Origin of the sequence: Achromobacter spanius, from assembly GCF_002966795.1 — a bacterium.
Classification (GTDB): Bacteria; Pseudomonadota; Gammaproteobacteria; order Burkholderiales; family Burkholderiaceae_B; genus Achromobacter; species Achromobacter spanius_D.
On the sequence record NZ_CP023270.1, the window covers coordinates 5,408,723 to 5,431,915 of the forward strand.

Below are 23,193 nucleotides of genomic sequence, written 5' to 3' on the forward strand. Positions count from 1 at the left end.
CGACAATCCTAGCGCAAAACCCGGAGCAAACCCCACCGCAGCGCGGTTGCCCCCAGCGCAATCGGCAGCACCATGCGCCATTGCCCCAGGAACAGTTCCCGCGTGGCTTCGCCGGGCGCCCAGGTATTGCCGAACACCTGCGGCGACGGCGGCGCCAGATACAGGGCCAGGAGCGCGGCGGCAAAGGTCGCCAGAAGGCGCCATGGCAACGATAGCCGCAGTCTGGCCGGGCGCTCGGCCAGCATCAGCGCGATCACGCCGGCCAGGCCCGCCATGACGGCCTGGGCGTAGAAGTCGCGGGGTTCGTAGATATAGGGCGCGTCCGGAATCATCCAACCGTACGCGCCGGTCGACAGCACGGACGTCAGGCACGCGCCGAAAAGCGCGGCGGCGAAGGACAGGAGGAGCAGGTCCAGGGTACGCAGAAGGAGTTTGAGCATTCGGGGCTGGCGGACATGGAAGGTGGCGGGAGGATGCCACAGGTTGCAGCGGGGGGCTGGACGGCGCGCTTTGCGTTTGTGATGCACAATCCGCCTCGCGCCTGCAACGCGGCGCCCTGCGCTGGTGCAGGTCCTTCCCAGTACAGACGTGGCGGCCCGCCGCGCCTGGCATCACCGGCAGTCCCCATGAAGCACCCGCAGCAACGTTCCGGGCAACCCGCTGCCCCAAATCTCCCTCTCACGACGGCGCACGCAACCTGGCGCGCCTCGGCCTTGGCGCTATGCCTGACGGCCGCGCTGGGACTGGCCGCCCCCGCCGCGCACGCCGCGGTCCAGGACACGGCGGCTGACGCAGATACCCCGAGCCGCACGCGCAGCCTCACGCTGACCCTCATGGATGGCAAGCGCCCTGCCACCGCCCCCCACATGCCGTACCGCGTCTTCGTGACGGGCTCGAACGACGAGATTCTGGACACGCCCTCCGGCGACGGCATCCTGCACGGCGTCACCGACGCCGAGGGCCGCACGGCGCAGATCCGGACCTCGCTGCCGCATCTGGAAGCGGACTTCACCCTGATCCGCCGCATCGGCGACGGCCCCTGGGGTCACTTTTTCCAATTGCAAAGAAGCGGCACCACCGAACCCTTGCCCGCCTGGCCATACATCATGACCATGCACCAGCGCTGGGGCGAACAATGGGTGGACCTGGGCTACACCACCCGCCAGGGCGCGACGGCCTACTTCAGCCACGACGTGCCGGCGGGCTCGGTTTCGCTGCACATCGACGCGCCGGTCACGCGCGAGGACACGTGCTTTGCCGAGCTGGACGCCATCAACCGCAAGTTCGCGCAGCAGGACCCGGATGGCGCCCGCGCGATGATCGATGCCATGCGCTGCAACCGCAGCGCCGAGCAAAAGCTGGATCTGGCGCGGCTGCTGCTGGCCGCCGGCCAGACCGATCTGGCGCGCCACTGGGTGCTGCAGACTCGCCAGCGGCCGTTTCCGGACATGTTCAAGCCCGTCGAGCCGGCCGACCGGCGCAAGCGGCTGGAGGTGGAGCGCCTGCTCGGCATGCCCGACCTGGTGCTGGAGGACTCCAACGCGCTGCAGGCCCGGCAATCAAAAAAACGTGCCGCCGACGCCACGGACCTGGCGAACAACACCGCCTACTACCTGGCGGACTTTCCGGACTACCTGCCGCAAGCAGAGGAACAGGCCCGCCGCTCGCTGGAACGCGTCGGCCCGCGTCCGTACAACCAGGCCACGCTGGGCTGGATTCTGGCCCTGCGCGGCCAGACCGACGAAGGCCTGCGCCTGATGCACATCGCCTACCGCGACCTGCCGCGCGACGAAGAAATGGTGGCCGATTACGGCCTGGCGCTGTGGCGCAGCGGCCAAACTGACCAGGCGACGCGGCTGTGGGACGAGGCGCAGCGAGAATGCGTGTGGGGCGTGCGCATGCACGCGGCGTTGCGCGTAGCGCGATACCCCCACCCGTACTTTCAGCCCGCGGATTCCGACCCGGTGAACGAATACCGCGCGCGCTGCGCCAAACCCCGCATCAAGGCCAAAACCGCAGGCCTATAATCCGCCCATACGCTGCGAGCCACGCGCCTGCTGAGGGGCAGACGCAGGAGACCTCCATGACATCTTCCCTGAAGCGCCTGCTTTCCCTTCTTGCCGCCACCCTGCTGCTGGCCGGCTGCGGCGCCGGCCCCGGCGGCCCGCCGCACCCCGGTGCGGCGAATCCATACAGCAACGGCGGTTTTCATGATGCCGGGCCCGACTATCCCAACACGGGACGCTGACGCCGGCGCTGCGGCGTCCTCAACCGCATAACAGCTTTGCGCTCGCGGGCCCCTCCCGCAGCGCCCGCCAACTCCTAGACTGCCTGCATATACCGCAGTCAAGGAGAAGGCTTTGCAGCCGCTGTTATCGAATCTCAAAGTGCTGGACCTGAGCCGCATCCTGGCCGGTCCCTGGGCCAGCCAGATCCTGGCCGACCTGGGCGCTGACGTCATCAAGGTCGAGCGGCCGGGCCAAGGCGACGACACCCGCACCTGGGGCCCGCCCTTCCTGAAAGATGAAGACGGCAACGACACCCGCGACGGCGCCTACTTCATCGCCACCAACCGCGGCAAGCGCTCCATCACGATCGACCTGCAGACGCCCGAAGGCCAGGCGCTGGTCAAGGACCTGTGCCGCGACGCGGACGTGGTGCTGGAGAACTACAAGGTCGGCACGCTGGCGCGCATGGGGCTGGATTACGACGCGCTTTCCAAGATCAATCCGCGCCTGGTGTATTGCTCCGTGACCGGCTTCGGCCAGACCGGACCGCGCGCCGCCGAACCCGCGTACGACTTCCTGATCCAGGCGATGGGCGGCCTGATGAGCGTCACGGGCGAACGCGACGACCGGCCCGGCGGCGGTCCCCAGAAGGTGGGCGTGCCGATCGTGGACCTGACCACCGGGGTGTACGCGGCGCTGGGCATCGTGGCCGCGCTGCTGCGCCGCGCGCAGACCGGCAAGGGCGAATACATCGACGTCGCGATGCTGGACGTGCAGGTGGGCCTGCTGGCCAACCAGGCCATGAACTTCCTGCTGGGCAACAAAGTGCCGCGCCGCACGGGCACCGCGCACCCCAACATCCAGCCGCAGCGCACGTTCGCCTGCGCCGACGGCGACATCGTCATCGTGGTAGGCAACGACGGGCAGTTTGCCACGCTGTGCGGCATGCTGGGCAAGCCCGAACTGGCCCAGGACCCGCGCTACGTCACCAACAGCCAGCGCGTGAGAAACCAGGAAACGCTGGATCCCATCCTGGACGCCATCTTCGTCACCAAGCCGCGCGCCCATTGGCTGGAGGCGCTGAAAGCGGCTGGCGTGCCGGCGGGGTCGATCAATACCGTGCCCGAAGTGTTCGAAGACCCGCAGGTCGTGCACCGCGCCATGCTGCGGCGATTGCCGCATCCGGCCGCGGGTTCCGTGCCGCAGGTGATGAACCCCCTGCGCTTTGGCAGCTCGGCGCTGCGCGCCGACGCCGCGCCGCCGCTTCTGGGCCAGCACACCGCCGACGTGCTGGCGGAGCTGGGCCTGTCCGCCGAGCAGATCCAGGACTATCGCGACCGCAAGATCATCTGAACAACAAAGGAGAGAGACATGAGCATGCCGGAGAATCTGGCCGGGCCGTACACGGCGCTGGACGTCACGATCGCTGACGGCGTCGCCACCATCCTGCTGGCCAACCCGCCCGTCAACGCGCTCAGCACCGAGATGATGAACGAGCTGTCCTGGGTGCTGGACCGCATTTCGGAAACGCCCGAGGTGCGCGCGGTGGTGCTGTCGGGCCAGGGAAAGATCTTCTGCGCGGGCGCCGACCTGAAGAACCGCTCGGCCACCATCAAGGGTCCTGGCGATCTGCCGCAACACTCGCGCCGCACGCGGGAGTGCTTTCATGCGATCCGCGAATGCACCAAGCCCGTGGTGGGTGCAATCAACGGCGCGGCGCTGGGCGCGGGACTGGCCATCGTGGCCTCCTGCGACATCCTGCTCGCCGCCTCGACCGCGGTCGTGGGTCTGCCGGAGATCAACGTCGGACTGCTGGGCGGCGGCCGCCACGGCATGCGGCTCTTTGGCCACTCGCGCCTGCGCCGGATGATGCTGACGGGGTTGCGCGTGGACGGCGACGAGCTCTACCGGCTGGGCATCGTCGAAGCCAGCGTGCCCGCCGATGCGCTGATGGACCGCGCCATGGAACTGGCGCGCGAGCTGGCCTCCAAGAGTCCGCTGGCGACCGTGCTGGCCAAGCAGACGCTGAACGCCATCGAAGACATGAGCCTGCGTGACGGCTACCGCTACGAACAGGACATGACGGCGGCCATCGCCAAGACCGCGGATGCGCAGGAAGCGCGCCAGGCGTTCCTCGAAAAGCGCGCGCCGGTGTTCCAGGGCAAATAAGGAGGCCGACATGACCCGTGCATTGGAAGGCGTGAAGGTACTGGACCTGAGCCGCGTGTTTTCCGGGCCGTGGGCCGCGCAGATGCTGGCGGACTTCGGCGCCGACGTCATCAAGGTGGAGCGCCCCGGGCGCGGCGACGACGTGCGGCACCAGGGCTATCCCATGCCGGACCGCGACGGCAAGCCCAGCCGCGAAACCTCATCCTTCGTCGCGATGAATCGCGGCAAGAAGTCCCTGACGCTGGATATCTCGCGGCCCGAGGGACAGGAGCTGGTGCGCCAGCTGGCGCAGAAGGCCGACATCGTCATCGAGAACTTCAAGGCGGGCGACCTGCGGCGCTACGGGCTGGACTACGCCTCGCTGTCCGCCCTGAATCCGCGGCTGGTGTATTGCTCCATCACCGGCTTCGGCCAGACCGGCCCCTACAGCCACTTGCCGGGCTACGACCCGATCTTCCAGTCGATGAGCGGACTGATGAGCGTGACGGGCGTGCCGGACGGCGAGCCGGGCGCGGGGCCGGTCAAGGCCGGCTATTCCGTGTCCGACCTGACCGCGGGCTTTTACGCGGTGTCGGCCATTCTTGCCGCGTTGCGCCACCGCGATCAGATTTCGGGTGTGGGCCAGCACATCGATCTGGCGTTGCTCGATGCGCAAATCGCGGCCATCTCGCACATCGGCATGAACTACCTGGCCAGCGGCAAGCTGCCCGCACGCATGGGCTCGGCCTCGCAGATCACCGCGCCGTTTCGCGCCTTTGCCTGCCGCGACGGGCACCTGATGGTGGCCGTGGGCAACGACTCGCAGTTCCGCAGCTTCTGCAACGTGATCGGTTTGCCCGCGCTGGCGGACGATCCGCGCTTTGACACCAACCCCAAGCGCGCGGCGGCGCAGGCCGACCTGTCGCGGCTGATCGAGCCGGCGATGCTGGCGCGCACGGTCACCGACTGGAACGAGACGCTGGCGGCCGCCAACGTGCCCTGCGGTCCGATCTACACCATGGATCAGGTGTTCGAGGACCCGCAGGTGCGGCACCGCGAGGTGCTGGGCAGCGTCGAACATCCCGCGCTGGGCGCCATGCCCGTCGTCCGGAACCCGATTCACTTTTCCGCCACGCCGATCGCCATCGGCCTGCCGCCGCCCATGCTGGGCGAACACACGGCCGACATCCTGCGCGCCGAGCTGGGCCTGTCCGACGCGGCCATCGAACGCCTGCATGCCGAGGGCATCGTATGAACGCCATCGACCACGAACTGATTGAAGAAATCCGCGACAGCGCGCGCGACTTCCTGCAGCGCCGCGACCAGCGGCAACGCAAGCGCCGCGCCGCGGGCGGCGAGCGCTCGTACTGGCAGGAGATTGCCGCGGTCGGCTGGCTGGGAATGAGCGTGCCGGATACGCTGGGCGGCCTGGGGCTGGGCTGGCATGCAATGGCGGGCGTGCTTGAAGAAGCGGGCCGCGCCCAGCTCCCGGAACCGCTCGTCGGCGCAGGGGTGCTGAGCACGGCGCTGTTGGCGCGCATCACGCCGGCGGGCAATACCGCCGTCCGTGACCGGCTGCTGGCGGACGTGTGCAGCGGCGAGCGGATGGTGGGCGTGGCGTGGCAGGAAACGGAAGGCCAGCTCGAAGCCGGAGAATCGGCGGGCGCCTTTGGCGTCACCGCCACCGCCCGCGAAGGCGCCTATGTGCTCAACGGCGAAAAGCGCCACGTCGTTCCCGGCGCAGACGTGGACGGCTGGCTGGTCACGGCCGACGGCGAAGCGGGTTCCGCCCTGTTCTACCTGCCGGCCGGCACACCGGGCGTGACAGTGCATGCGCACGAACGCGCGGACGGGACACCCGCCTGCCACCTTGCGATCGAATCCGCGGTGGTGGCGCAGGATGCCCTGCTGGCGCGCGAGGGCGTGCTGGACGCCGTCGACGAAGCCCTCGACTACGGCCGCCTGATGCAATCCGCCGAGCTGGTGGGCATCGCGCGGCAGGTGCTGGCCGACTCGGTCGCCTACCTGAACACGCGCAAGCAATTCGGCCAGACGCTGTCGTCGTTCCAGGCCCTGCAGCACCGGCTGGTCGACGCCACGATGCAGGTGGAACTGGCGTCGAACAGCCTGCTCGATGCGCTGAACACCCTGGCGGCGGCGCCGGACGACGTGAAGGCGCGCAAGGCAGCGGCCAGCCGGGTCAAGGCCCGCGCGGCCCGCGCCGGCATCGATGCGTCGCGGCTGGCCATCCAGCTTCATGGCGCCATCGGCTACACCGACGAATGCGATGTCAGCCTGTACTTTCGCAGTGCGTTGCACCTGGGCGCCTGGCTGGGCAACACCACGGCGCATCGCCAGCGCTACGCCGCGCTGGCGGCCGATCCCGCGCCCGAGGCCAACGATTCGATGGCCGATTCTTGCGGCGCGGACTTCCCGCGCGACGCGGACTGGAACGCCATGCCGGAAGCAGAATTCCGCGCGCTGCTGCGCCGCTTCTTCCGCGCGCACTATCCCGACCACCTGCGGCACGTCCCCTGGCGGCTGCATTGGGACGAGATCAAGGCGTGGTACTTCACGTTGTCGCGCCAAGGGTGGATTGCACCGTCATGGCCGCGCGAGCACGGCGGCATGGCGCTGTCGCCGGCCCGGCAGATCGCGTTCATCGAGGAAGCCGAACGCTACGGCGTGGCGCGCGCACCGGACCAGGGCCTCGTCATGCTGGGTCCCATCCTTATCCGCTACGGCACCGAGGCGCAGCGCGCGCGCTTTCTGCCCGGCATCCTGTCCGGCGAGGCGGTCTGGGCGCAGGGCTACTCCGAGCCCGACGCCGGCTCGGATCTGGCCGCGTTGCGCTGCGAGGCGGTGATCGACGGCGATGAGCTGGTCGTCACGGGCCAGAAGACCTGGTCGACGCTGGCGCAGGACGCGACGCATATGTTCATGCTGGTTCGCACCGACAAGACCGTCAAGAAACAGGCGGGCATCAGCTTCCTGCTGGTCGATCTGAACAGCCCCGGCGTCAGCCGCCGGCCGATCCGCACGCTGTCGGGCCACGAGGAGTTCTGCGAGGTGTTCTTCGATCAGGTCCGCGTGCCGCGCGGCAATCTGGTGGGAGAACTGAACGCGGGATGGGGGATCGCGAAGGCGCTGCTGGGATTCGAGCGCCTGTTCAGCGGCAGTCCCAAGCACGCCAGCCACGCCCTGCAGCAGATCTTCAGCCTTGCACGGCAACGCGGCCTGCTGGCCGATCCGGCGTTCACGGACCGGCTGGCCGAGTTGCGGCTCGATAGCGCCGATCTCACCGCCATGTACCGCGTCTTTGCGGACATGGCCAAGGCCGGACGCCCGCTGCCTCCGGAACTGTCGCTGCTGAAGATCTGGGCGACCGAAACGCACGAGCGGCTGGGCGCCCTGCTGATTCAGATCGCCGAGGAATACGGCGGCGCGGCGATGCACCTGGGCTATGGCAACGGCAACGTGCAGGCGCTGGCGCCTTACGTCAACGCGCTCGCGGCCACCATCTTCAGCGGCACCAACGAGATCCAGCGCAACATCTACGCCAAGCAGGTCCTGGGCCTGCAAGGCGCCTGACAACGACAACGCGCCGGCCCCGAGCCGGCGCACCCGGAGAGAGACACATGAAGAAAGCAACCGCACTGACGGTGGCGGCAATGATCCTGGGCGGCGTCGCCGCGCCCGCCACGCACGCCGCGCAGCCCTGGCCCAGCCAGCCGATCCGGCTGATCGTGCCCTACCCGCCCGGCGGCTCGGTGGACAACCTGGCGCGCCTGCTGGCCCCATCGCTCGGCGAGCGCCTTGGCCAGACCATCGTCATCGAGAACAAGGCCGGCGCCAGCGGCACCATCGGTGTCGACGCCACCGTGCGCGCCGCACCCGACGGCAATACCTTCGGTTTCGGCGTGCCGGGCGCGATCACCGGGTTGCCTCACGTCATGAAGGTGCCGTATGACGTTTCCAAGATCCAGTACGTGTCGCTGGTGGCGCGCATTCCCCAGGTCATCATGGTCAATCCGTCGTTGCCGGATACCACGCTGGCCGCCTTCGTCGAAAGCGCCAAGAAACAGCCCGGCAAGTACAACTACGGCTCGGCCGGCAATGTGACCACGCCTCACCTGGGCGGCGAACTGCTCAAGCAGCAGACCGGCATCGACATCATGCACGTGCCCTACAAGGGCGCCGCGCCCGCGGTGACGGCGCTGCTGTCCAACGAAGTGCAGATGTTCCCCGGCGACGCGTCGGCCGCGCTGGGCTTCATCAAGGCGGGCAAGCTGCGCGCGCTGGCCGTGGCCAGCCCGGAGCGCTTCGAGGGCCTGCCCGACGTGCCCACCACCAAGGAGGCGGGCTTTCCCGGCATCATCGTGGAATCCAACTACGGCGTCATCGCGCCCACCGGCACGCCCAAGGACATCGTGGACAAGATGTCGGACGCGATCGCGAAATCGCTGGCCGATCCCGTGCTGAAACAGAAGATGATCGACCAGGGCGCCATCCCGGTCGCGACCACGCCCGATGCCTATCGCACCTTGATGGAGGCGGAATCGAAGAAGTGGGGCGAGGTGATCAAGCGCGGCAAGCTGGGACTGCAATAACGCCATGCCCACGCGCTTTTGCCGTACGCTTATGCCGATTCCCACGACCGCCGACCACCGCCATCGACCATGCCATCAGCAAAAGCCACGGGCCTGAGCCTGGACCTGACCGCCGACCTGCACAAATGGCGAGCCTTCCTGGCCATCGCGGAATTGGGCAGCATCACGCGCGCGGCGCTGTACCTGGACCAGGACCAGTCGGTGCTGAGCCGCCGCATCAATGCGCTTGAACGCGAGTGCAATGCGCGGCTCTTCAACCGCACCGGGCGCGGCGTGAACCTGTCCGAAGTGGGCGAGCGCCTGTTCCCGCTGGTGCAGACGCTGCTGGGCGACGCCGAGCGGCTGGAGCTGGAACTGAACGGCGAGGCCCGCGAACCGGCCGGCGAGGTCACGCTGGGCCTGTTGCCATCGACCGCGCACCCGCTCATCCGCCGGCTGTTTTCCCGGCTGCGCCAGCAATTTCCCAAGGTGCACCTGAAGATCCTTGAAGGTTCCAGCGGCCAGATCGAGGAATGGCTGACCGACAGCCGCGTGGACATCGCCATCCTGTACCGCTATGGCGACAAATGCCCGCCCGGCGAACAGGCGCTGGCCTCGGTCGATTCGTATCTGGTCGGCGCGGCAGGCGACGCACGCACGCAGGCCGGCGAAGTGACGTTTGATCAACTGGATGGCCTGCCCTTCATCCTGCCTGGCGCGCCCAACGGTCTGCGCAATGCGCTGGACGGTCTGGCGCGGGCGCGCAAGATCACGATCGCGCCCCTTATCGAGGCCGATTCGCTTCCGCTGATGAAATCCATCGTGGAGCACGAGAAGATGTACACCGTGCTGCCGCTGCACGCCGTCTGGCAGGAGGTCCAGGAGGGCCGCCTGAGCATCGCCGCGCTGCGCGATCCCACGATGAGCCGCATCATCTCGATGGCGTTCTCGCGCTCGAAGGGACCCGGACGCACGGTCACGGAGGTTGCCACGCAGATCGAGGCGCTGGTGCGCGAGATCGGCGGTGAAGGCGTCTGGCACGCCAGCCCATAAAGGGCCCGGCGCGGGAAGTCACGCCGGGGCCCTTAAAGGCCCGGCGTGCGCGCGCCTTTAGCTATTCGAAGCCGTACAGGCGGGCCGGATTGTCCACCCAGACCTTCCTGCGCAGCGCATCGTTGCCCAGCCAGTCATGCGCCAGATCGACCAGCGCATCGGCCGACGGTGCCGCTGCCCCCATGCGCACGAAAGGCCAGTCCGAACCCCACAGCACCTGATCCGGATTGGCCGCCGCATAGGCGTCGTGGATGCCGCGCGCGTTGTCGTAGTCGGGTGCTGCGCCCACGCGGCATACCGTCAGCTTCATCCAGATCCGGCCCTCGGCCAGCAGCCCGCGCAGCATCTGGAACACCGAATCCTGCTCGCCGCGCGCGGGGATCACGCTGCCCATGTGGTCGATCACCAGCGGCAGGTCCAGTTGCGCAAGCGCGGGCAAGTGACGCAAATAGATGTCGCACGGCGCCCACAACTGCGCGTGCAGACCGAACTGCTTCATGCGCGGCGCAAGCGCGGCGACCTGATCGAAACCCACGCTGCCGGGAAACAGGTTGCCGGCGGGATCGCGCGCCTCGACAAAGCGCAGGCCGCGCACGCCGCCTTCGTACAGGGCCCGCAACTGCGCGTCGGTAACGCCCGGGTCCGCCACGGCGATGCCCCGCAACCGCCCCGCGCCTTGCGCCACGGCATCCAGCAACGCATCCGGGTTCGTGCCATAAGGCGCCGGCTGCACCAGCACGCCCCGCGCCGCGCCCAGCGTGTCCAGCATGCGCAGATAACGCGCGGCGGGCGCGTCCGGCGCGGCATAGGACGAGGGATGCTGCAGGGGGAATTGGTCATACGGACCAAAAACGTGGCAGTGCGTGTCGCACGCCCCCGCCGGCAGCGCGTGACGGGGCGTCACGGGCATCCGCGGCGTCTCCACGTTGTCCGGCACGTAGGCTCGCGCCTGAGCGCCCGCGTTCGGATTGCCGGCGGCGCTCATGATGGGCTCCCGGTCAGCGGCGCCAGGCGGCTGAGCGCCGGCGCACCGTTCTGTTGCGGCGTATCGAGCGGCGGCGGCGCATCGTCCGGCATCGGGATCTCGTGCGCGTTCAGCGTCATGGACACCATCGTGTAATAGCCGATCACGGCGGTCAGCTCCACCACGCCCACGGCGGCCCAGCGTTCCACGGCCTGCGCATACAACGTTGGTTCAACCTGTCCGGTTTCCTGGATCTGGCGGGCGAACTCGTAGACGATCTCGTCGTCGCGGTTATCGAACACGGGCGTCGCGCGGGCCTGGATGGCATCCAGCACGGCATCCGCAATGCCGGCGGCGCGAGCCGCCTGCGCATGGATGTGCCATTCGATCTGGCTGTTCCAGCGGCGCGCCGTCACCACGACGGCAAGCTCGCTGACGCGCGCGGGCAGGCTCGTGCCAAAGCGCAGCAGCGCGCCCAGTGCCTGCCAGCGTTCGGCAAGCTCAGGGCTGTGCAGCGCGGCGCGCAAGGGGCCGACCAGGCGGCCGCGCGGACCGGAGACGATCTTCTCGTACACGCGCTTCTGGTCGTCGGTCATGTTGTCGGGCGTGGGCAGCGGGATACGGCTCATCATCGTCCTTTCTCTAGGGGGTTTCGTCGGGCTGCGTACGCATCACGGACGGCCGCGCGGCAAATCGCGCATGCCAGGCCGCCAACGCCGGGTGATCGTCGCGCCAGGCGATGTCCGGGAAACGATAGTCCATGTAGGACAGCGCGCAGCCAATGGCGATCAGGCCCAGCTCGAAGCGGCTGGCCTGCAACGCCGGCGCTTCGGCTTCCAGCGCGGCCAGCACGGCTTTGGTCTTCAGCGCGAAGGCGTCCAGCCAGGCGGGCGTCTGGCGCTCGGCGGGCTTGTTGCGTTCCTGGCGGAACAGCAGCAGCGCGTCCAGGAAGCCGTCTCCCAGGGCCTGGCGGCGTTCGGCGGTCAGGCGCGCCTGAGGATCGTCCGGCAACAGGCCGCAGCCCGTCAGCGTGTCCAGGTAGGCGCAGATGACGCGCGAGTCGAACAGCGCCGTGCCGTCGTCCAGGACCAGCGTCGGCAGCTTGATCAGCGGATTGTCGGGCACCAGATCCAGGTTGGGTTTGTCCATCGCGACCGGCGTGCGCACCAGCGCCACGCGGTCCTCGATGCCGGCCTCGTGAATGACGATCATCACCTTGCGCACGAAGGGCGATCGCGGCGACCAATGCAGTTTCATCGACAGGCTCCAAAAGGGTTCAAGGTCTGCGGGGCATTCAATGCCCCTGCGCGGGCCGCACGGCGGGATCGTTGGCCGCGTCGGGCGTGCGCATCTGAAAGAGATCGCTGGTGTGCGCGTACCAGCCCGCGCCGTGCATGCGGCCCAGCAGGCGCAGCGCGGGCGTGTCCACGTAGAATTTTTCGGCGTTGAGCAACGCGTCGTCACGCAGGTAAAGCGCCACCACGCGCGCCAGCACAATCACGCGCTGCGGCGCCGCATCCAGCACCTGCCAGACCTCGCACTCCAGCGCCGCGGGGCTTTGTGCGATGCGCGGCGGCGCCACGATCAGGGACGGCTCGGTGGTCAGGCCCGCACGCGCCAGTTCATCGATGCCGGCGTCGTAGTCCAGGCTGGTGTGGTTCATCTGCTCGGCCAGTTCCGCCGACACCAGGTTGATCACGAACTGCCCCGTCTCAAGAATGTTGCGCGACGTGTCCTTCAATTGCCCGCCGCGCGGGCCGATGCCCAGCGCGACGATGGGCGGATCGCTGCTCACCACGTTGAAGAACGAGAACGGCGCGGCGTTGCGCGCGCCTTCCGCCGACTGGCTGACCACCCAGGCGATGGGCCGCGGCACGACCACGCTGGAAAGCAGCTTGAAGGCGTCGGCCGAGGCCAGCTTGCTGAAATCGAAGTTCATGGCGCGGGATGGTGGATGTTCATTTGGCCAGCAGCCCCAGCGTGCCGAGCAGCCGCTGCATGTCGGCGCGGTCCTTCTGCACGTAGGCGTCGGCGTCCTTGGGCGACAACGCCATCAACTCTATCGCCTGGTCCTGCATGACGCGGCGGTAGTCGGCATCGTCGTTCACGCTTCGGACGGTGTCGCTGAGCTTTTGCACGATGTCCGCCGGCGTGCCGGCCGGCGCGGCCAGGCTGTACCAGGTGGCGGCCTGCGCGCCCTTCACCCCGGCCTCGTCCAGCGTGGGCACGTCGGGCAACAGCGGCGAGCGCTTGTCGGCCGCATAGGCCAACGGCACCAGCCGGCCCTGGCGGATGAACGGCAGGCTGGCCGACAGGTTCAGCATGGCCAGGTCGATCTGGCCGCCCACCGCGTCGTTGATCGCGGGCGACGCGCCGGCGTAGGGAATGTGATTGAGCTGCACGTGCGCGGCCTGCTGGAAGAGTTCGGCGCCCAGGTGCGTGGCGCCGCCCACGCCGGCCGAGCCATAGCTGAGCTTGCCCGGCTCGGCCTTGGCGCGGGCAATCAGGTCCGGCACCGTCTTGATGCCGCGCGACGGGTTCACGACCAGCATGATCGGCTGCACCGCCACCACCGAGCAGAACGCAAACCCCTCGACGCCGTCGTACACCGTCTTCTGCATCAACGGCGTCACGACGTGGCCGGCCGACGTGCCCAGCAGCAGCGTATAGCCGTCCGGCTTGGCACGCGCCACGAAGCCGGTGCCGATGGACGCGCCCCCGCCCGGCTTGTTCTCGACCACGACGGGCTGGCCCAGCCGCTTTTCCAGCGCCCGCGCCAGGCTGCGCGCCACGACGTCGGCGGGGCCGCCTGCGGCATAGGGATTGACCAGGGTAATGGGCCGTTCGGGATAGGAACCCGCGGCGCCCGCCGCGGAAATCAGGCCCATGCCGAGCCACAGGCTGACCGCGGTCAGCGCGCTTGCCATTCTCATGCTGTCTCCAAACGTCGTTCTTGTGTTTGAAGCATGGTAGGCGCGCGGCGGGGCCGGGGCTATGCGCGGGATCGCATATCTGTTTTGCGGACGGGCGGGACGGCGGGCTCAGCCGGGTTGCGCCAGCAGCCGCTGGATTTCCGCCTCGGTTTCCTTGTACCGGCCTTCACCAAAATGGCTGTAGACCACTTTGCCCTGCTTATCGATCAGGTAGGCGGCCGGCCAGTACTGGTTGCGATAGGCGGTCCAGGTGGCGTAGCGGTTGTCCTGCGCCACCGGATACGTGATGCCAAATCGTTGCAACGCCTTTTCGACATTCGGCGTGGACCGTTCGAACGGAAACTCCGGCGTGTGCACGCCTACGACGACCAGGCCCTGGTCCTTGTACTTCTGATACCAGCTCGTGACGTACGGCAGCGTGCGGATGCAGTTGATGCAGGTGTAGGTCCAGAAATCCACCAGCACCACCTTGCCGCGCAGCGATTCCATCGTCAGCGGCTCGCTGTTGAGCCATTTTTCAATTCCCGTGAATTCCGGGGCCGAGGGTGCGGTGGCCGGCGCGGCCTGCGCGGCGCCTTGCATCAGGCAGGCGCCGATCAGCGCGCCCAGGGCAATCTTCTTGAAGGTGGCAAACATGGTTATCTCCTTGAGGGTCAGGCGAAGAGGTTGGTGATCCAGGCGTAGGCCAGGACGTCGTACTGGAAGTAAATGGCGATGGCGGTCAGGACGAGCAGCACGCCAAAGCCCTGCTGCAAGCGCTGCGTGTAGCGCGACAGGCCGCGCACCCGGGTGGCGATGGCCTGCCCGCCGTAGGCGATCACCAGCATCGGAACGCCGGCGCCGATGGCAAACACCAGCAGCAGCGTGCTGGACTGCACCAGGTCCTGCGCCTTGGCTGCCAGCACCAGAATCGAGGCCAGCACCGGCCCGGCGCACGGCGTCCACACGGCGCCCAGGGACAGGCCCAGGACAAAGCCGCCCGCATTGCCGCTGCCCGTGCCGCCCGCCGCAGCCAGGCGCTGCAACGGACCGCCGACGCGGGCGATCAGCCGGTCGTAAGGTTCGGGCCAGATCCGCACCAGGCCGAACAGCGCCAGGAGGACGATCGAGGTCGAGCGCACGGCTTCGTGCACGTGTTCATTCAGGTTGGATATCAGGCTGAGGGCTATGCCCAGGCCGGCAAACGCCAGCACGAAGCCGGACACGACGAACAAGGGGCGCAGGCGGCCGGACCGTTCCAGCGAGGTGCCGAGCAGCACCGGAAGCAGGGGCAGCACGCACGGAGACGCAATGGTCAGCATGCCGGCAAGCAGAGCGATGGGGGTGTTGATGAGGTCCATGGGGGTCGTCCTTTGGAAAGTGACCCCATTGCACCCGCGGCACGTATCCGGCATGTGCCGGATCGGCGGATTTTTTCAAGCGCGTGTATCTGCCGCCAGGGCGTATACAGTACGACACACTCCGCGGGCGGCCCGGCGCTATAACCCGATCACACCTTGCACCGGAGTTCCTCATGAAACGCTTTCTTGCCGTCCTGCTGCTGCTCTTTGGCGGCTTCACCGCCGAGGCCGCCAAGCCCTTCCAATGCCAGCTCATCTCCAACAGCCGTCCGCGCCGCGATCCCCTGCCCCCGGGCGAGCGCTAGGCCTATAGAATTCCGAAACCCCGCCGGCGCGCCAGGCGCGCCGCCCTCACCCACCAAGAAGGCACCCGCAGATGGACCACATAGACCACGTCATGATCGTGGACGACGATCGGGAGATTCGCGAACTGGCCGGCGGCTTTCTGCGCAAGAACGGCCTGACCGTCACGCTGGCGGCCGACGGGCGGCAGATGCGATCACTGCTGGAAAACCTGACGGTCGACCTGATCGTGCTGGACATCATGATGCCCGGCGACGACGGCCTGGTGCTGTGCCGCGAGCTGCGCAGCGGCAAGCACCGCCGCATCCCCATCCTGATGCTGACCGCGCGTAGCGACGACATGGACCGCGTGCTGGGCCTGGAGATGGGCGCGGACGACTATCTGGTCAAGCCGTTCGTGGCGCGCGAGCTGCTGGCGCGCATCAAGGCCATCCTGCGCCGCACACGCATGCTGCCGCCCAACTTTCAAGTCACCGAGCCGGGCCGCGAAATCGCCTTCGGCAACTGGCGGCTGGACACCACGGCGCGGCACCTGCTGGACGCCGAGGGCACCATCGTCGCGCTCAGCGGCGCGGAGTACCGGCTGCTGCGCGTCTTTCTGGACCACCCGCAACGCGTGCTGAACCGCGACCAGCTGTTGAACCTGACGCAGGGCCGCGACGCCGACTTCTTCGGGCGTTCGATCGACCTCCTGGTCAGCCGGCTGCGCCAGCGTCTGCGCGAAGACGCGCGCGAACCCATGTACATCAAGACCGTGCGCAGCGAAGGCTACGTGTTTTCCGCCGCGGTCGACGTCTCGGAAGGCGGACAGTGACCACCGCCGCCGCGCCCCGCCGCCTCACCTGGCCCCGCACGCTGGTCGCGCGGCTGTTCCTGATCTTCGTGGCGGGGCTGATCCTGGCGTACGGCCTGTCGTTCGCGTCGCTGTTCTATGAACGCTACAGCGCCACCCGCAACATGATGCTGGGCGACCTGGAACGCGACGTCGCCATCGCCATGGACATCCTGGACCGTCTGCCCGCCGCCGAGCGCCCCGCCTGGCTGCCGCGCCTGTCCAGCAACAACCGCCAGTATCTGCTGGGCGACGGCAAGGCCGATCAGCCGCTCTCGTTGGATGCCGCGCGCATCGCCGCGCAGTCGATCGAGGCCGCGCTGGGGCCGGAGCGTCCCGTCACGGTGCGCGCCATGGCCGACGATCCGCGCCACATCCAGGCGCGCGTCGTGCTGTCCGACGGCCAGCCCGCGATTCTGGACATCGAACTGTTGCGGATGAGGCCGGCGCCATGGCTGTTTGGCGTGCTGGGCGTGCAGTTGCTGCTGCTGGCCGGCTGCGCCTGGCTGGCCGTGCGCCTGGCGGTACGCCCGCTGACCCGCCTGGCACGCGCGGCCGAGGAACTGGATCCCGACCAGAAGAGCCCCTTGCTCGACGAGGCAGGCCCCGCCGAAGTCGCGCACGCCGCCGTCGCCTTCAACGCCATGCAGGACCGCATCGCCGCGCATCTTGCCGAACGCATGCAGATGCTGGGCGCCATCTCGCACGACCTGCAGACCCCCATCACCCGCATGAAGCTGCGCACGGAGTTCATGGATGCGTCCACCGACCGCGACAAGCTGGCGCAGGACTTGAACGAGGTGGAGCGGCTGGTGCGCGAAGGCATCGACTACGCCCGCAGCGCGCACGGCAAGACCGAGCAGCCCGCGCGCATCGACCTGAATGCCTTTCTGGACAGCCTGGTGTGCGACTACCAGGACACGGGCAAGGATGTGTCCCTGTCGGGCGATACGGTGCCGCCGCTGTTGACGCGTCCCCATGCATTGCGGCGTATCCTGGGCAATCTCATCGACAACGCGCTGAAGTTCGCGGGCGCCGCCGAGGTGCATGTGGCGGCGTTGCATGATTCGACGTTGTCCATCCACGTGCTGGATCGCGGCCCGGGCATCCCGGCTGACGAACTGGACGCGGTGCTGCAACCGTTTTACCGGCTGGAAAGCTCCCGCAACCGGGACACGGGCGGGACGGGCCTGGGCCTGGCGATCGCGCATCAGCTTGCCGAGGCGCTGGGCGGCAGGCTGATCCTGTCCAACCGCGAAGGCGGCGGCCTGTCGGCGGAAGTCAGGATCGCGCCGCTCGCCACGTAGTGTCGAGCGTCAGGCGTCGCGCAGCGCGCCCGACTGCAGCAGCGGCTTCAGGATGCCGGCGGTGTACAGCCGCGCAAGGTTCACCAGGAAGTCCGTGAAATCCGTCTTGGCCGCGTGATCGGCGCTGTCGGAAATCACGCGCATCACGGCAAACGGCACGCCGAACTCGTGACACACCTGCGCCATCGCCGCGCCTTCCATTTCCAGGCACAGGGCATCGGGCAGGCGCTGGCGCAGATCGTGCGCCAGATCGTTGTCGTTGACGAAGATGTCGCCGGTCGCGATCAGGCCATGATGGACCCGCGGCTGCGCGGCCGCGCCCGGCAGGCCGCCCTTGGCCGCGAAGTCACGCGCGCTATCCAGCAGCAGTGCACTCAGCGCGGCATCGGCGTCGAAGCGCTCACGACCCAGCAAGGGAATTTCGTGCCGCCCGAACAGCGGCCGCGCGTCCATATCGTGCTGCATCAAGGCATCGGCCACGACCACGTCGCCCACGCGCACCTGCGGATGCAGCCCGCCCGCCAGGCCCGTGAACAGCACGCGGGACACGCCGAACTCCTGGATGACGATGGACGCCGTCGCGGCCGCGGCCACCTTGCCGATACGGCTGAGCGCAATCACGCAGGGCGTGCCCCACAGCGTGCCCACCTGAAAATCGCGCATGGCGATGCGGCGCGTTTCCGCGCCGGGATCCATGGCCGCCAGCAGGTCGGCAATTTCTTCGTGCAGCGCGCCCAGAATTGCGAGACGTCCCATGTGTGTGCTTTCCGTGATTGTTGCTTGATCGTTGCTTGATGCGGCCCGTGCCGCCAGCGCGCAACATACTCCAATGCCGCCGCGCCCGCCAACGGCGGCGGTTTGTATCGCAGCGTATCCGGGCCGGCTCCGGATACGCGGTGATGCCATCCCACCCTGGCGCCGACACATGACCGATACAGCCGCTTGATGCAATGCAGGCTCTCAACCCCTGGCACGGCCACGCCGCGCCGATCATCCTGGAGTCATCATGGCCAAGCAACTCGAGCAGGTCCTCTACACCGCCCACACCCACACCACCGCCGGCCGCGAAGGCGCGGGCCGCAGCAGCGACGGCGCGCTGGACGTCACGCTCAGCACGCCCGGATCCGGCAAGCCCGGCACCAATCCCGAACAGCTTTTTGGCGTGGGCTACTCGGCCTGCTTCATGGGCGCGATCAAGCGCGCCGGCGCCACCCATGGCATCACCGTGCCGCGCGACATCGCCATCGACGCCAGCGTGTCGCTGGGCAAGGTCGACAACGGCGCCAACTTCGCGCTCGGCGTCACGCTGGCCGTCTCGCTGCCGGGATTGACCGGTGAGCAGAAGCAATTGCTGGTCGAATCGGCGCACCAGCTCTGCCCGTACTCGCGCGCGATCCGCGACAACATCGACGTGCAATTCCAGATCGTGTGAACGGGGGATTGTCCCTGTTTGCGACGGCGGCCTTCCGGCCGCTTTTTTTCGCGTCCTGGATACCATCCGCGCATGCTTCGGACGGCTCCTGATGCTGTAGTAAAGGCGTACTCTTGAAAACGGTACGCCGCGCAAACGCCGCCAGCACACAACGTCGCGCACGCGGGGCTAGGCACAAAGGTGGTGTACGAACATGCAGCAGGGAAACCCCGCGCCCTGCCGCCGGCGCGCCGCGTGCTAGCTTGCCTCACGCAGGCGTTGTCCCAGCCGGCAGCATAGGTATCGCAAGCCTTTATCTGTGTGTGGGGAGACGATCATGGTGAAGAACCTCGCCGTATTCTTCGACGGTACGTGGAACGAACCCAACGACCGCACCAACGTCTACGAGCTCTACAAAGCCGCGCCCGAGACCAGCACGCAGGAAACGGTCTACATCGAAGGCGTCGGCACGCAGGGCCAGGGCCTGTGGTCAGCCATCGACAAATTCATGGGCGGCGCGTTCGGCGCAGGCCTGTCGGCCAACATCCGCGAAGGCTACCGCTGGCTCAGCCAACGCCACCAGCCCGGCGACCGCATCTTCCTCTTCGGCTTCAGCCGCGGCGCCTACTCCGCCCGCAGCCTGGCGGGCATGGTGCGCAAATGCGGTCTGCTCAACGAGCCCACCGAAAACAACGTCTCCGAAGCCTACGCGCTGTACCGCGACGACTGCACCCCCACATCCCTCGAAGCCGCCGCCTTCCGCGACCATTTTTCCCGCGATACCGACCTGCACTTCGTCGGCGTCTGGGACACCGTGGGCAGCCTGGGCATCCCCGTCGGCGGCGTCTCCTTTCCCGGCTTCTCCAGCTTCTACAACTTTCACGACACGGAACTGAGCAACCACGTCCTGAACGCCTACCACGCCATCGCCACCAACGAATACCGCGAGCCGTACTTCCCCACGCTATGGACCCGCCGCGCGGGGTCCCCGCCCCGGCCGGCGCATCTGCCTGTCGAACAACGCTGGTTCATCGGCGCGCACTCGGACGTGGGCGGCGGGTATCAGGATGGGAGCTTGCAGACGCTGCCGGCGGCATGGCTGCAGGAGAAGGCACGGCAGGCGGGACTGGAGACGGGGACGGTGCAGCGGATCTCGACCGATTACGAACAGTGCGAACCGCACGATTCGTACAAGGAGTTCACGGAAAAGGTGCCGATTCCGGTGAAGCGGCGGCCCAGGGTGTGGGATCGGGAGACGGTGCTGAATCTGACGATCGACGATCGGTTGCTCGGGAGGTTTGAGCGGAATCAGGCGTTTCTGAAGGAGTATCCGGATTTCAGGGATGCGTTGGGGAAGTTGGAGGTGGGGAGGTAAAGCTTCCGCCGCGAAATCCGAGGGATGATCAGGCAGCCTCGTGCAGGCGCATTTCCACACGCAGACCGGCGGCCGCCGCCATGTTGACCAAAGCATCCAGCCCAAACAGATTGATCTTGCCGCGCATCAGGTCCGACACGCGGGGCTGTGTTACGCCAAATAGGCGGGCAGCCTGGGCCTGACTCATCCCCGACTGCGCCAGGTGACTCGTCAAAGCCATCATGAGGACCGAACGCAGCTTCATGTTTTCCGCTTCCGATGGCGTGCTTTCGATCGCGTCCCACACGCTTTCGTATCGTTGATTGCTCACGGTTTCAGCTCCTTCAACAAGTGCCGGTAACGCTTTGCGGCCAAATCAAGGTCAACCTTGCAGGTTTTCTCCGACTTCTTCTGGAAGCAATGGAGCACATAGACCACCTTGGCGAACTTCGCGATGTAGAGAACGCGAAATGCGCCCGTCACGTCACGAATCCGTATCTCTTTAACCCCGGCTCCGACCGTACTCATCGGCAGCGCGCGCAGATCGTCCAGCGCACTGCCAACGAATTCGACCGCAGACGGCGCCATCAAAGCGCGATTATATAACTTTTTGTATAACTTCGAGACCTATCAAATGCATCACTACCTCTGAATATCGATGAGGATTGGTCTGATTCGGCGGAAGTTCTGCGCAGGGTCACCCCGCCACATACCCCAACGCCACACTGGCCGCCAGCGCCTCGCGCTTTACTGCGGCCACCACCGCCCCGCCCTCGGACACATCAAATCCGCCCGTCGCGCCCAGCGCGGTCAATACTGCGCAGACGCGTCCGGTATGGTCATACAGCGGCGCCGACACGGCGCTGATGCCGCGCAGATTGGTGTCTTTCACCGTGGCGCATCCCGCCGCCCTTACATCGCGCCGCAAGACGCCAATGGGGTCATCCCGATCCAGCAGATCGCGCTGCTCAGCCGGTGCGCTGGCCAATTCGGCTGCCGCCAGCGCCCGCACCGGCGCCTCGTCCAGCAAGCCGAGAAAAGCCCGGCCCGTTGCCGACCACAGCATCGACAGCACCGACCCCACGCGCACGTTCACGGTGACGGGCAAGCCGGGCTCCTCGAAGCGCACGATGGTCGGGCCCTTGTTGCCCATGACGGCGATGAAGCAGGTGACGGCCAGGCTTTCACGCAGGCGAACGAGCACGGGTTCGCCGATGCGTAGGGGGTCGGCCTGGCGCATGGCGGCTACCCCTACATAAAGCGCTTCGAGCCCCAGGTGATATTGCTGCGTCGCCACTTCCTGGTCGACCAGGCCTTCGGCGATGAGGCTCATGAGGTAGCGGTGGACCTTGGCGGGGCTTTCGCCGACGTGGGCGGCCAGGGCCGTGAGGCTGGCACGGCCGCCCAGGCGAGCCAGCCCTTTCAGCACCGACATGCCGGTTTCCGCCGCTTGGACCCGCTGGCGGCGCTCGCGCGGCCGGGCGGCCGGATCCTGGGCGGATTCGAGGTCGGATTCAGGTGGCAAGGCGGCTTTGCTCATGGGGGGATACAGCTCCGAGGGCAGGCGCTCGACGGCAAACGCGGAACCGAAAGCCTGGAGCGGCACTAAGGTTAACCCTTCTTCAAAAATTACGCATTGCGTATATGCTTTACGCAAATAAGGAATGCACTTTTGACATTCCACAACGAGGAGACTTGTCCATGCGCAGTGTTAAACACCACATCCTGGCCGGCCTGATGGCCCTGCCCCTGCTGGCTTGTGCCAGCGCGTCCGCGCAGCAGGCGGCTGCCGATTACCCGTCCAAGCCCGTGCGCTGGATCGTGCCGTACGCCGCGGGCGGTGGGTCGGATTTCCTGGCGCGCAGCATCGGGCAGGGATTGACCGGGCGCCTGCACCAGCCGGTGGTGATCGAGAACAAGCCGGGCGGCAACACGGCGATTGCGGCGTCCGAGACGGCGCGCGCCCCAGCCGACGGCTACACGATGCTGTCCGCGGACAACGGCACGCTGGTGTTCAACCCGGCCCTCTACAAGAAGCTGTCGTATGACCCGGCGAAGGATCTGGCGCCCGTCACGCTGATGGGGCGGTTTCCGATGATTCTGGTGGTCGGGCCGGCGATGAAGGTCAACTCGGCCAAGGAATTCCTGGCCGAAGCCAAGGCGCGCAAGGAAGGCCTGGACTACGCGTCGGCCGGCGCGGGCAGTCCGCACCACCTGGCGATGGAATTGCTGAAGGTCGAGGCGGGGCTGACCCTGACGCACGTGCCCTACCGCGGCGCGTCGCCCGCGCTGGCGGACGTGGCTGGCGGGCAGGTGCCCGCGATGATGGTGGACCTGGCCGCCGGCGCCGGTTTCATCAACGGCGGCAAGGTAAAGGCACTGGCAGTCGCCAATCCGACCCGTCTGCCGCAGCTGCCCGACGTGCCGACCTTTGCCGAAATCGGTCTGAAGAACGTGGAAGCCGCGGCGCAGGTCGGCGTGGTGGTGCCGGCTGCAACGCCCAAGCCGGTGATCGATGCGCTGAACAAGCAGGTGGTTGCGACCATCAATGATCCGGCCACGCGCCAGCGTCTGGTGGAGTTCGGCATCGAGCCGATCGGCAACACGCCCGCGCAGTACGCCGAGATGCTGACGGCCGAACGTGCCCGCTGGCAGAAGCTGATCAAGGATCTGGGCATCACGCTGGACTGAGCATCCCGCTGGACGGCATCACGCTGAACCCCGCATCACC

26 protein-coding genes are annotated in these 23,193 nt (G+C 67.4%); 14 read left to right on the forward strand and 12 right to left on the reverse strand.

All coding sequences use genetic code 11. The features are described 5' to 3' along the window. Positions 1-8: 8 nt before the first annotated feature. Positions 9-440: a hypothetical protein gene (locus CLM73_RS24500; RefSeq protein WP_105240635.1), complete on the reverse strand. Its 432-nt coding sequence runs from the start codon at positions 438-440 to the stop codon at positions 9-11. A gap of 186 nt (positions 441-626) precedes the next feature. Here CLM73_RS24500 and CLM73_RS24505 point away from each other — a divergent pair, with 186 nt between their 5' ends. The 8 genes from CLM73_RS24505 (at position 627) to CLM73_RS24535 (ending at position 10,018) form a co-directional block, all read left to right on the forward strand. Continuing rightward, entirely contained in the window at positions 627-2,027 is a 1,401-nt protein-coding gene (locus CLM73_RS24505) for a tetratricopeptide repeat protein (protein ID WP_234015734.1), read from the forward strand. Positions 2,028-2,083: 56 nt separating this feature from the next. After that, positions 2,084-2,248 carry a hypothetical protein gene (locus CLM73_RS29030; protein ID WP_158685924.1) on the forward strand — a complete coding sequence of 55 codons (165 nt, stop codon included), beginning with the start codon at positions 2,084-2,086 and terminating at the stop codon, positions 2,246-2,248. Between the two features lie 112 nt (positions 2,249-2,360). After that, positions 2,361-3,581, forward strand: coding sequence for a CaiB/BaiF CoA transferase family protein (locus tag CLM73_RS24510; protein ID WP_105240637.1), 1,221 nt, complete (start codon positions 2,361-2,363; stop codon positions 3,579-3,581). Positions 3,582-3,599: 18 nt separating this feature from the next. Further along, positions 3,600-4,397 carry an enoyl-CoA hydratase/isomerase family protein gene (locus tag CLM73_RS24515; protein WP_418904924.1) on the forward strand — a complete coding sequence of 266 codons (798 nt, stop codon included), beginning with the start codon at positions 3,600-3,602 and terminating at the stop codon, positions 4,395-4,397. A gap of 10 nt (positions 4,398-4,407) precedes the next feature. After that, on the forward strand, positions 4,408-5,631 hold the full coding sequence (locus tag CLM73_RS24520) for a CaiB/BaiF CoA transferase family protein (protein WP_105240638.1): 1,224 nt from the start codon (positions 4,408-4,410) through the stop codon (positions 5,629-5,631). Then, a complete protein-coding gene (locus CLM73_RS24525; protein WP_105240639.1) occupies positions 5,628-7,967 on the forward strand; it encodes an acyl-CoA dehydrogenase in 2,340 nt (779 codons plus the stop codon). Before CLM73_RS24520 ends, CLM73_RS24525 begins: the two co-directional genes overlap by 4 nt. Before the next feature lie 47 nt (positions 7,968-8,014). Continuing rightward, positions 8,015-8,986 carry a Bug family tripartite tricarboxylate transporter substrate binding protein gene (locus CLM73_RS24530; protein WP_105240640.1) on the forward strand — a complete coding sequence of 324 codons (972 nt, stop codon included), beginning with the start codon at positions 8,015-8,017 and terminating at the stop codon, positions 8,984-8,986. Positions 8,987-9,055: 69 nt separating this feature from the next. Further along, the gene (locus CLM73_RS24535) at positions 9,056-10,018 is read left to right on the forward strand and encodes a LysR family transcriptional regulator (protein ID WP_056325137.1); all 963 of its coding nucleotides are present in this window, start codon (positions 9,056-9,058) and stop codon (positions 10,016-10,018) included. Between the two features lie 61 nt (positions 10,019-10,079). On the opposite strand, the gene CLM73_RS24540 is transcribed toward CLM73_RS24535, so the two are convergent. The 7 genes from CLM73_RS24540 to CLM73_RS24570 all read right to left on the reverse strand — a co-directional run bounded on the left by CLM73_RS24540 (position 10,080) and on the right by CLM73_RS24570 (position 15,255). Then, positions 10,080-11,003 carry an amidohydrolase family protein gene (locus CLM73_RS24540; protein ID WP_105240641.1) on the reverse strand — a complete coding sequence of 308 codons (924 nt, stop codon included), beginning with the start codon at positions 11,001-11,003 and terminating at the stop codon, positions 10,080-10,082. Then, positions 11,000-11,611, reverse strand: coding sequence for a carboxymuconolactone decarboxylase family protein (locus CLM73_RS24545; RefSeq protein ID WP_105241703.1), 612 nt, complete (start codon positions 11,609-11,611; stop codon positions 11,000-11,002). Before CLM73_RS24545 ends, CLM73_RS24540 begins: the two co-directional genes overlap by 4 nt. A 13-nt stretch (positions 11,612-11,624) precedes the next feature. Further along, positions 11,625-12,239, reverse strand: coding sequence for a glutathione S-transferase family protein (locus tag CLM73_RS24550; RefSeq protein ID WP_105240642.1), 615 nt, complete (start codon positions 12,237-12,239; stop codon positions 11,625-11,627). A 37-nt stretch (positions 12,240-12,276) separates the two neighbouring features. After that, entirely contained in the window at positions 12,277-12,921 is a 645-nt protein-coding gene (locus CLM73_RS24555; RefSeq protein ID WP_105240643.1) for a flavin reductase family protein, read from the reverse strand. Between the two features lie 19 nt (positions 12,922-12,940). Beyond that, the gene (locus tag CLM73_RS24560; protein ID WP_105241704.1) at positions 12,941-13,870 is read right to left on the reverse strand and encodes a Bug family tripartite tricarboxylate transporter substrate binding protein; all 930 of its coding nucleotides are present in this window, start codon (positions 13,868-13,870) and stop codon (positions 12,941-12,943) included. 153 nt (positions 13,871-14,023) lie between these two features. Next, positions 14,024-14,551: a thioredoxin family protein gene (locus CLM73_RS24565; protein ID WP_105240644.1), complete on the reverse strand. Its 528-nt coding sequence runs from the start codon at positions 14,549-14,551 to the stop codon at positions 14,024-14,026. Positions 14,552-14,568: 17 nt separating this feature from the next. Next, positions 14,569-15,255 carry a cytochrome c biogenesis CcdA family protein gene (locus tag CLM73_RS24570; protein ID WP_105240645.1) on the reverse strand — a complete coding sequence of 229 codons (687 nt, stop codon included), beginning with the start codon at positions 15,253-15,255 and terminating at the stop codon, positions 14,569-14,571. A 173-nt stretch (positions 15,256-15,428) separates the two neighbouring features. Here CLM73_RS24570 and CLM73_RS29320 point away from each other — a divergent pair, with 173 nt between their 5' ends. The 3 genes from CLM73_RS29320 to CLM73_RS24580 all read left to right on the forward strand — a co-directional run bounded on the left by CLM73_RS29320 (position 15,429) and on the right by CLM73_RS24580 (position 17,697). Beyond that, positions 15,429-15,560 carry a hypothetical protein gene (locus CLM73_RS29320; RefSeq protein ID WP_255357157.1) on the forward strand — a complete coding sequence of 44 codons (132 nt, stop codon included), beginning with the start codon at positions 15,429-15,431 and terminating at the stop codon, positions 15,558-15,560. Positions 15,561-15,631: 71 nt separating this feature from the next. After that, positions 15,632-16,372, forward strand: a complete 741-nt coding sequence (locus CLM73_RS24575) for a response regulator (protein WP_105240646.1) — start codon at positions 15,632-15,634, stop codon at positions 16,370-16,372. Next, positions 16,369-17,697 carry a sensor histidine kinase gene (locus CLM73_RS24580; protein ID WP_105240647.1) on the forward strand — a complete coding sequence of 443 codons (1,329 nt, stop codon included), beginning with the start codon at positions 16,369-16,371 and terminating at the stop codon, positions 17,695-17,697. The genes CLM73_RS24575 and CLM73_RS24580 overlap by 4 nt, the downstream gene beginning before the upstream one ends. Before the next feature lie 9 nt (positions 17,698-17,706). On the opposite strand, the gene CLM73_RS24585 is transcribed toward CLM73_RS24580, so the two are convergent. Next, complete coding sequence (locus CLM73_RS24585; protein WP_105240648.1) at positions 17,707-18,453, reverse strand: 5'-methylthioadenosine/adenosylhomocysteine nucleosidase; 747 nt, start codon at positions 18,451-18,453, stop codon at positions 17,707-17,709. A 250-nt stretch (positions 18,454-18,703) separates the two neighbouring features. On the opposite strand from CLM73_RS24585, the gene CLM73_RS24590 reads away from it, so the two are divergent. Both CLM73_RS24590 and CLM73_RS24595 read left to right on the forward strand, forming a co-directional pair. Beyond that, complete coding sequence (locus CLM73_RS24590; RefSeq protein WP_056559187.1) at positions 18,704-19,129, forward strand: organic hydroperoxide resistance protein; 426 nt, start codon at positions 18,704-18,706, stop codon at positions 19,127-19,129. 316 nt (positions 19,130-19,445) lie between these two features. Next, positions 19,446-20,483: a DUF2235 domain-containing protein gene (locus CLM73_RS24595; RefSeq protein WP_105240649.1), complete on the forward strand. Its 1,038-nt coding sequence runs from the start codon at positions 19,446-19,448 to the stop codon at positions 20,481-20,483. 28 nt (positions 20,484-20,511) lie between these two features. Here CLM73_RS24595 and CLM73_RS24600 read toward each other — a convergent pair whose 3' ends face one another. The 3 genes from CLM73_RS24600 to CLM73_RS24610 all read right to left on the reverse strand — a co-directional run bounded on the left by CLM73_RS24600 (position 20,512) and on the right by CLM73_RS24610 (position 22,002). Further along, complete coding sequence (locus CLM73_RS24600; RefSeq protein WP_105240650.1) at positions 20,512-20,793, reverse strand: helix-turn-helix domain-containing protein; 282 nt, start codon at positions 20,791-20,793, stop codon at positions 20,512-20,514. Next, on the reverse strand, positions 20,790-21,050 hold the full coding sequence (locus CLM73_RS24605; RefSeq protein WP_234015735.1) for a type II toxin-antitoxin system RelE/ParE family toxin: 261 nt from the start codon (positions 21,048-21,050) through the stop codon (positions 20,790-20,792). Before CLM73_RS24605 ends, CLM73_RS24600 begins: the two co-directional genes overlap by 4 nt. A gap of 109 nt (positions 21,051-21,159) precedes the next feature. Next, positions 21,160-22,002: an IclR family transcriptional regulator gene (locus tag CLM73_RS24610; RefSeq protein WP_199778196.1), complete on the reverse strand. Its 843-nt coding sequence runs from the start codon at positions 22,000-22,002 to the stop codon at positions 21,160-21,162. Between the two features lie 161 nt (positions 22,003-22,163). On the opposite strand from CLM73_RS24610, the gene CLM73_RS24615 reads away from it, so the two are divergent. Then, a complete protein-coding gene (locus tag CLM73_RS24615; protein ID WP_105240652.1) occupies positions 22,164-23,153 on the forward strand; it encodes a Bug family tripartite tricarboxylate transporter substrate binding protein in 990 nt (329 codons plus the stop codon). Positions 23,154-23,193 lie beyond the last annotated feature (40 nt).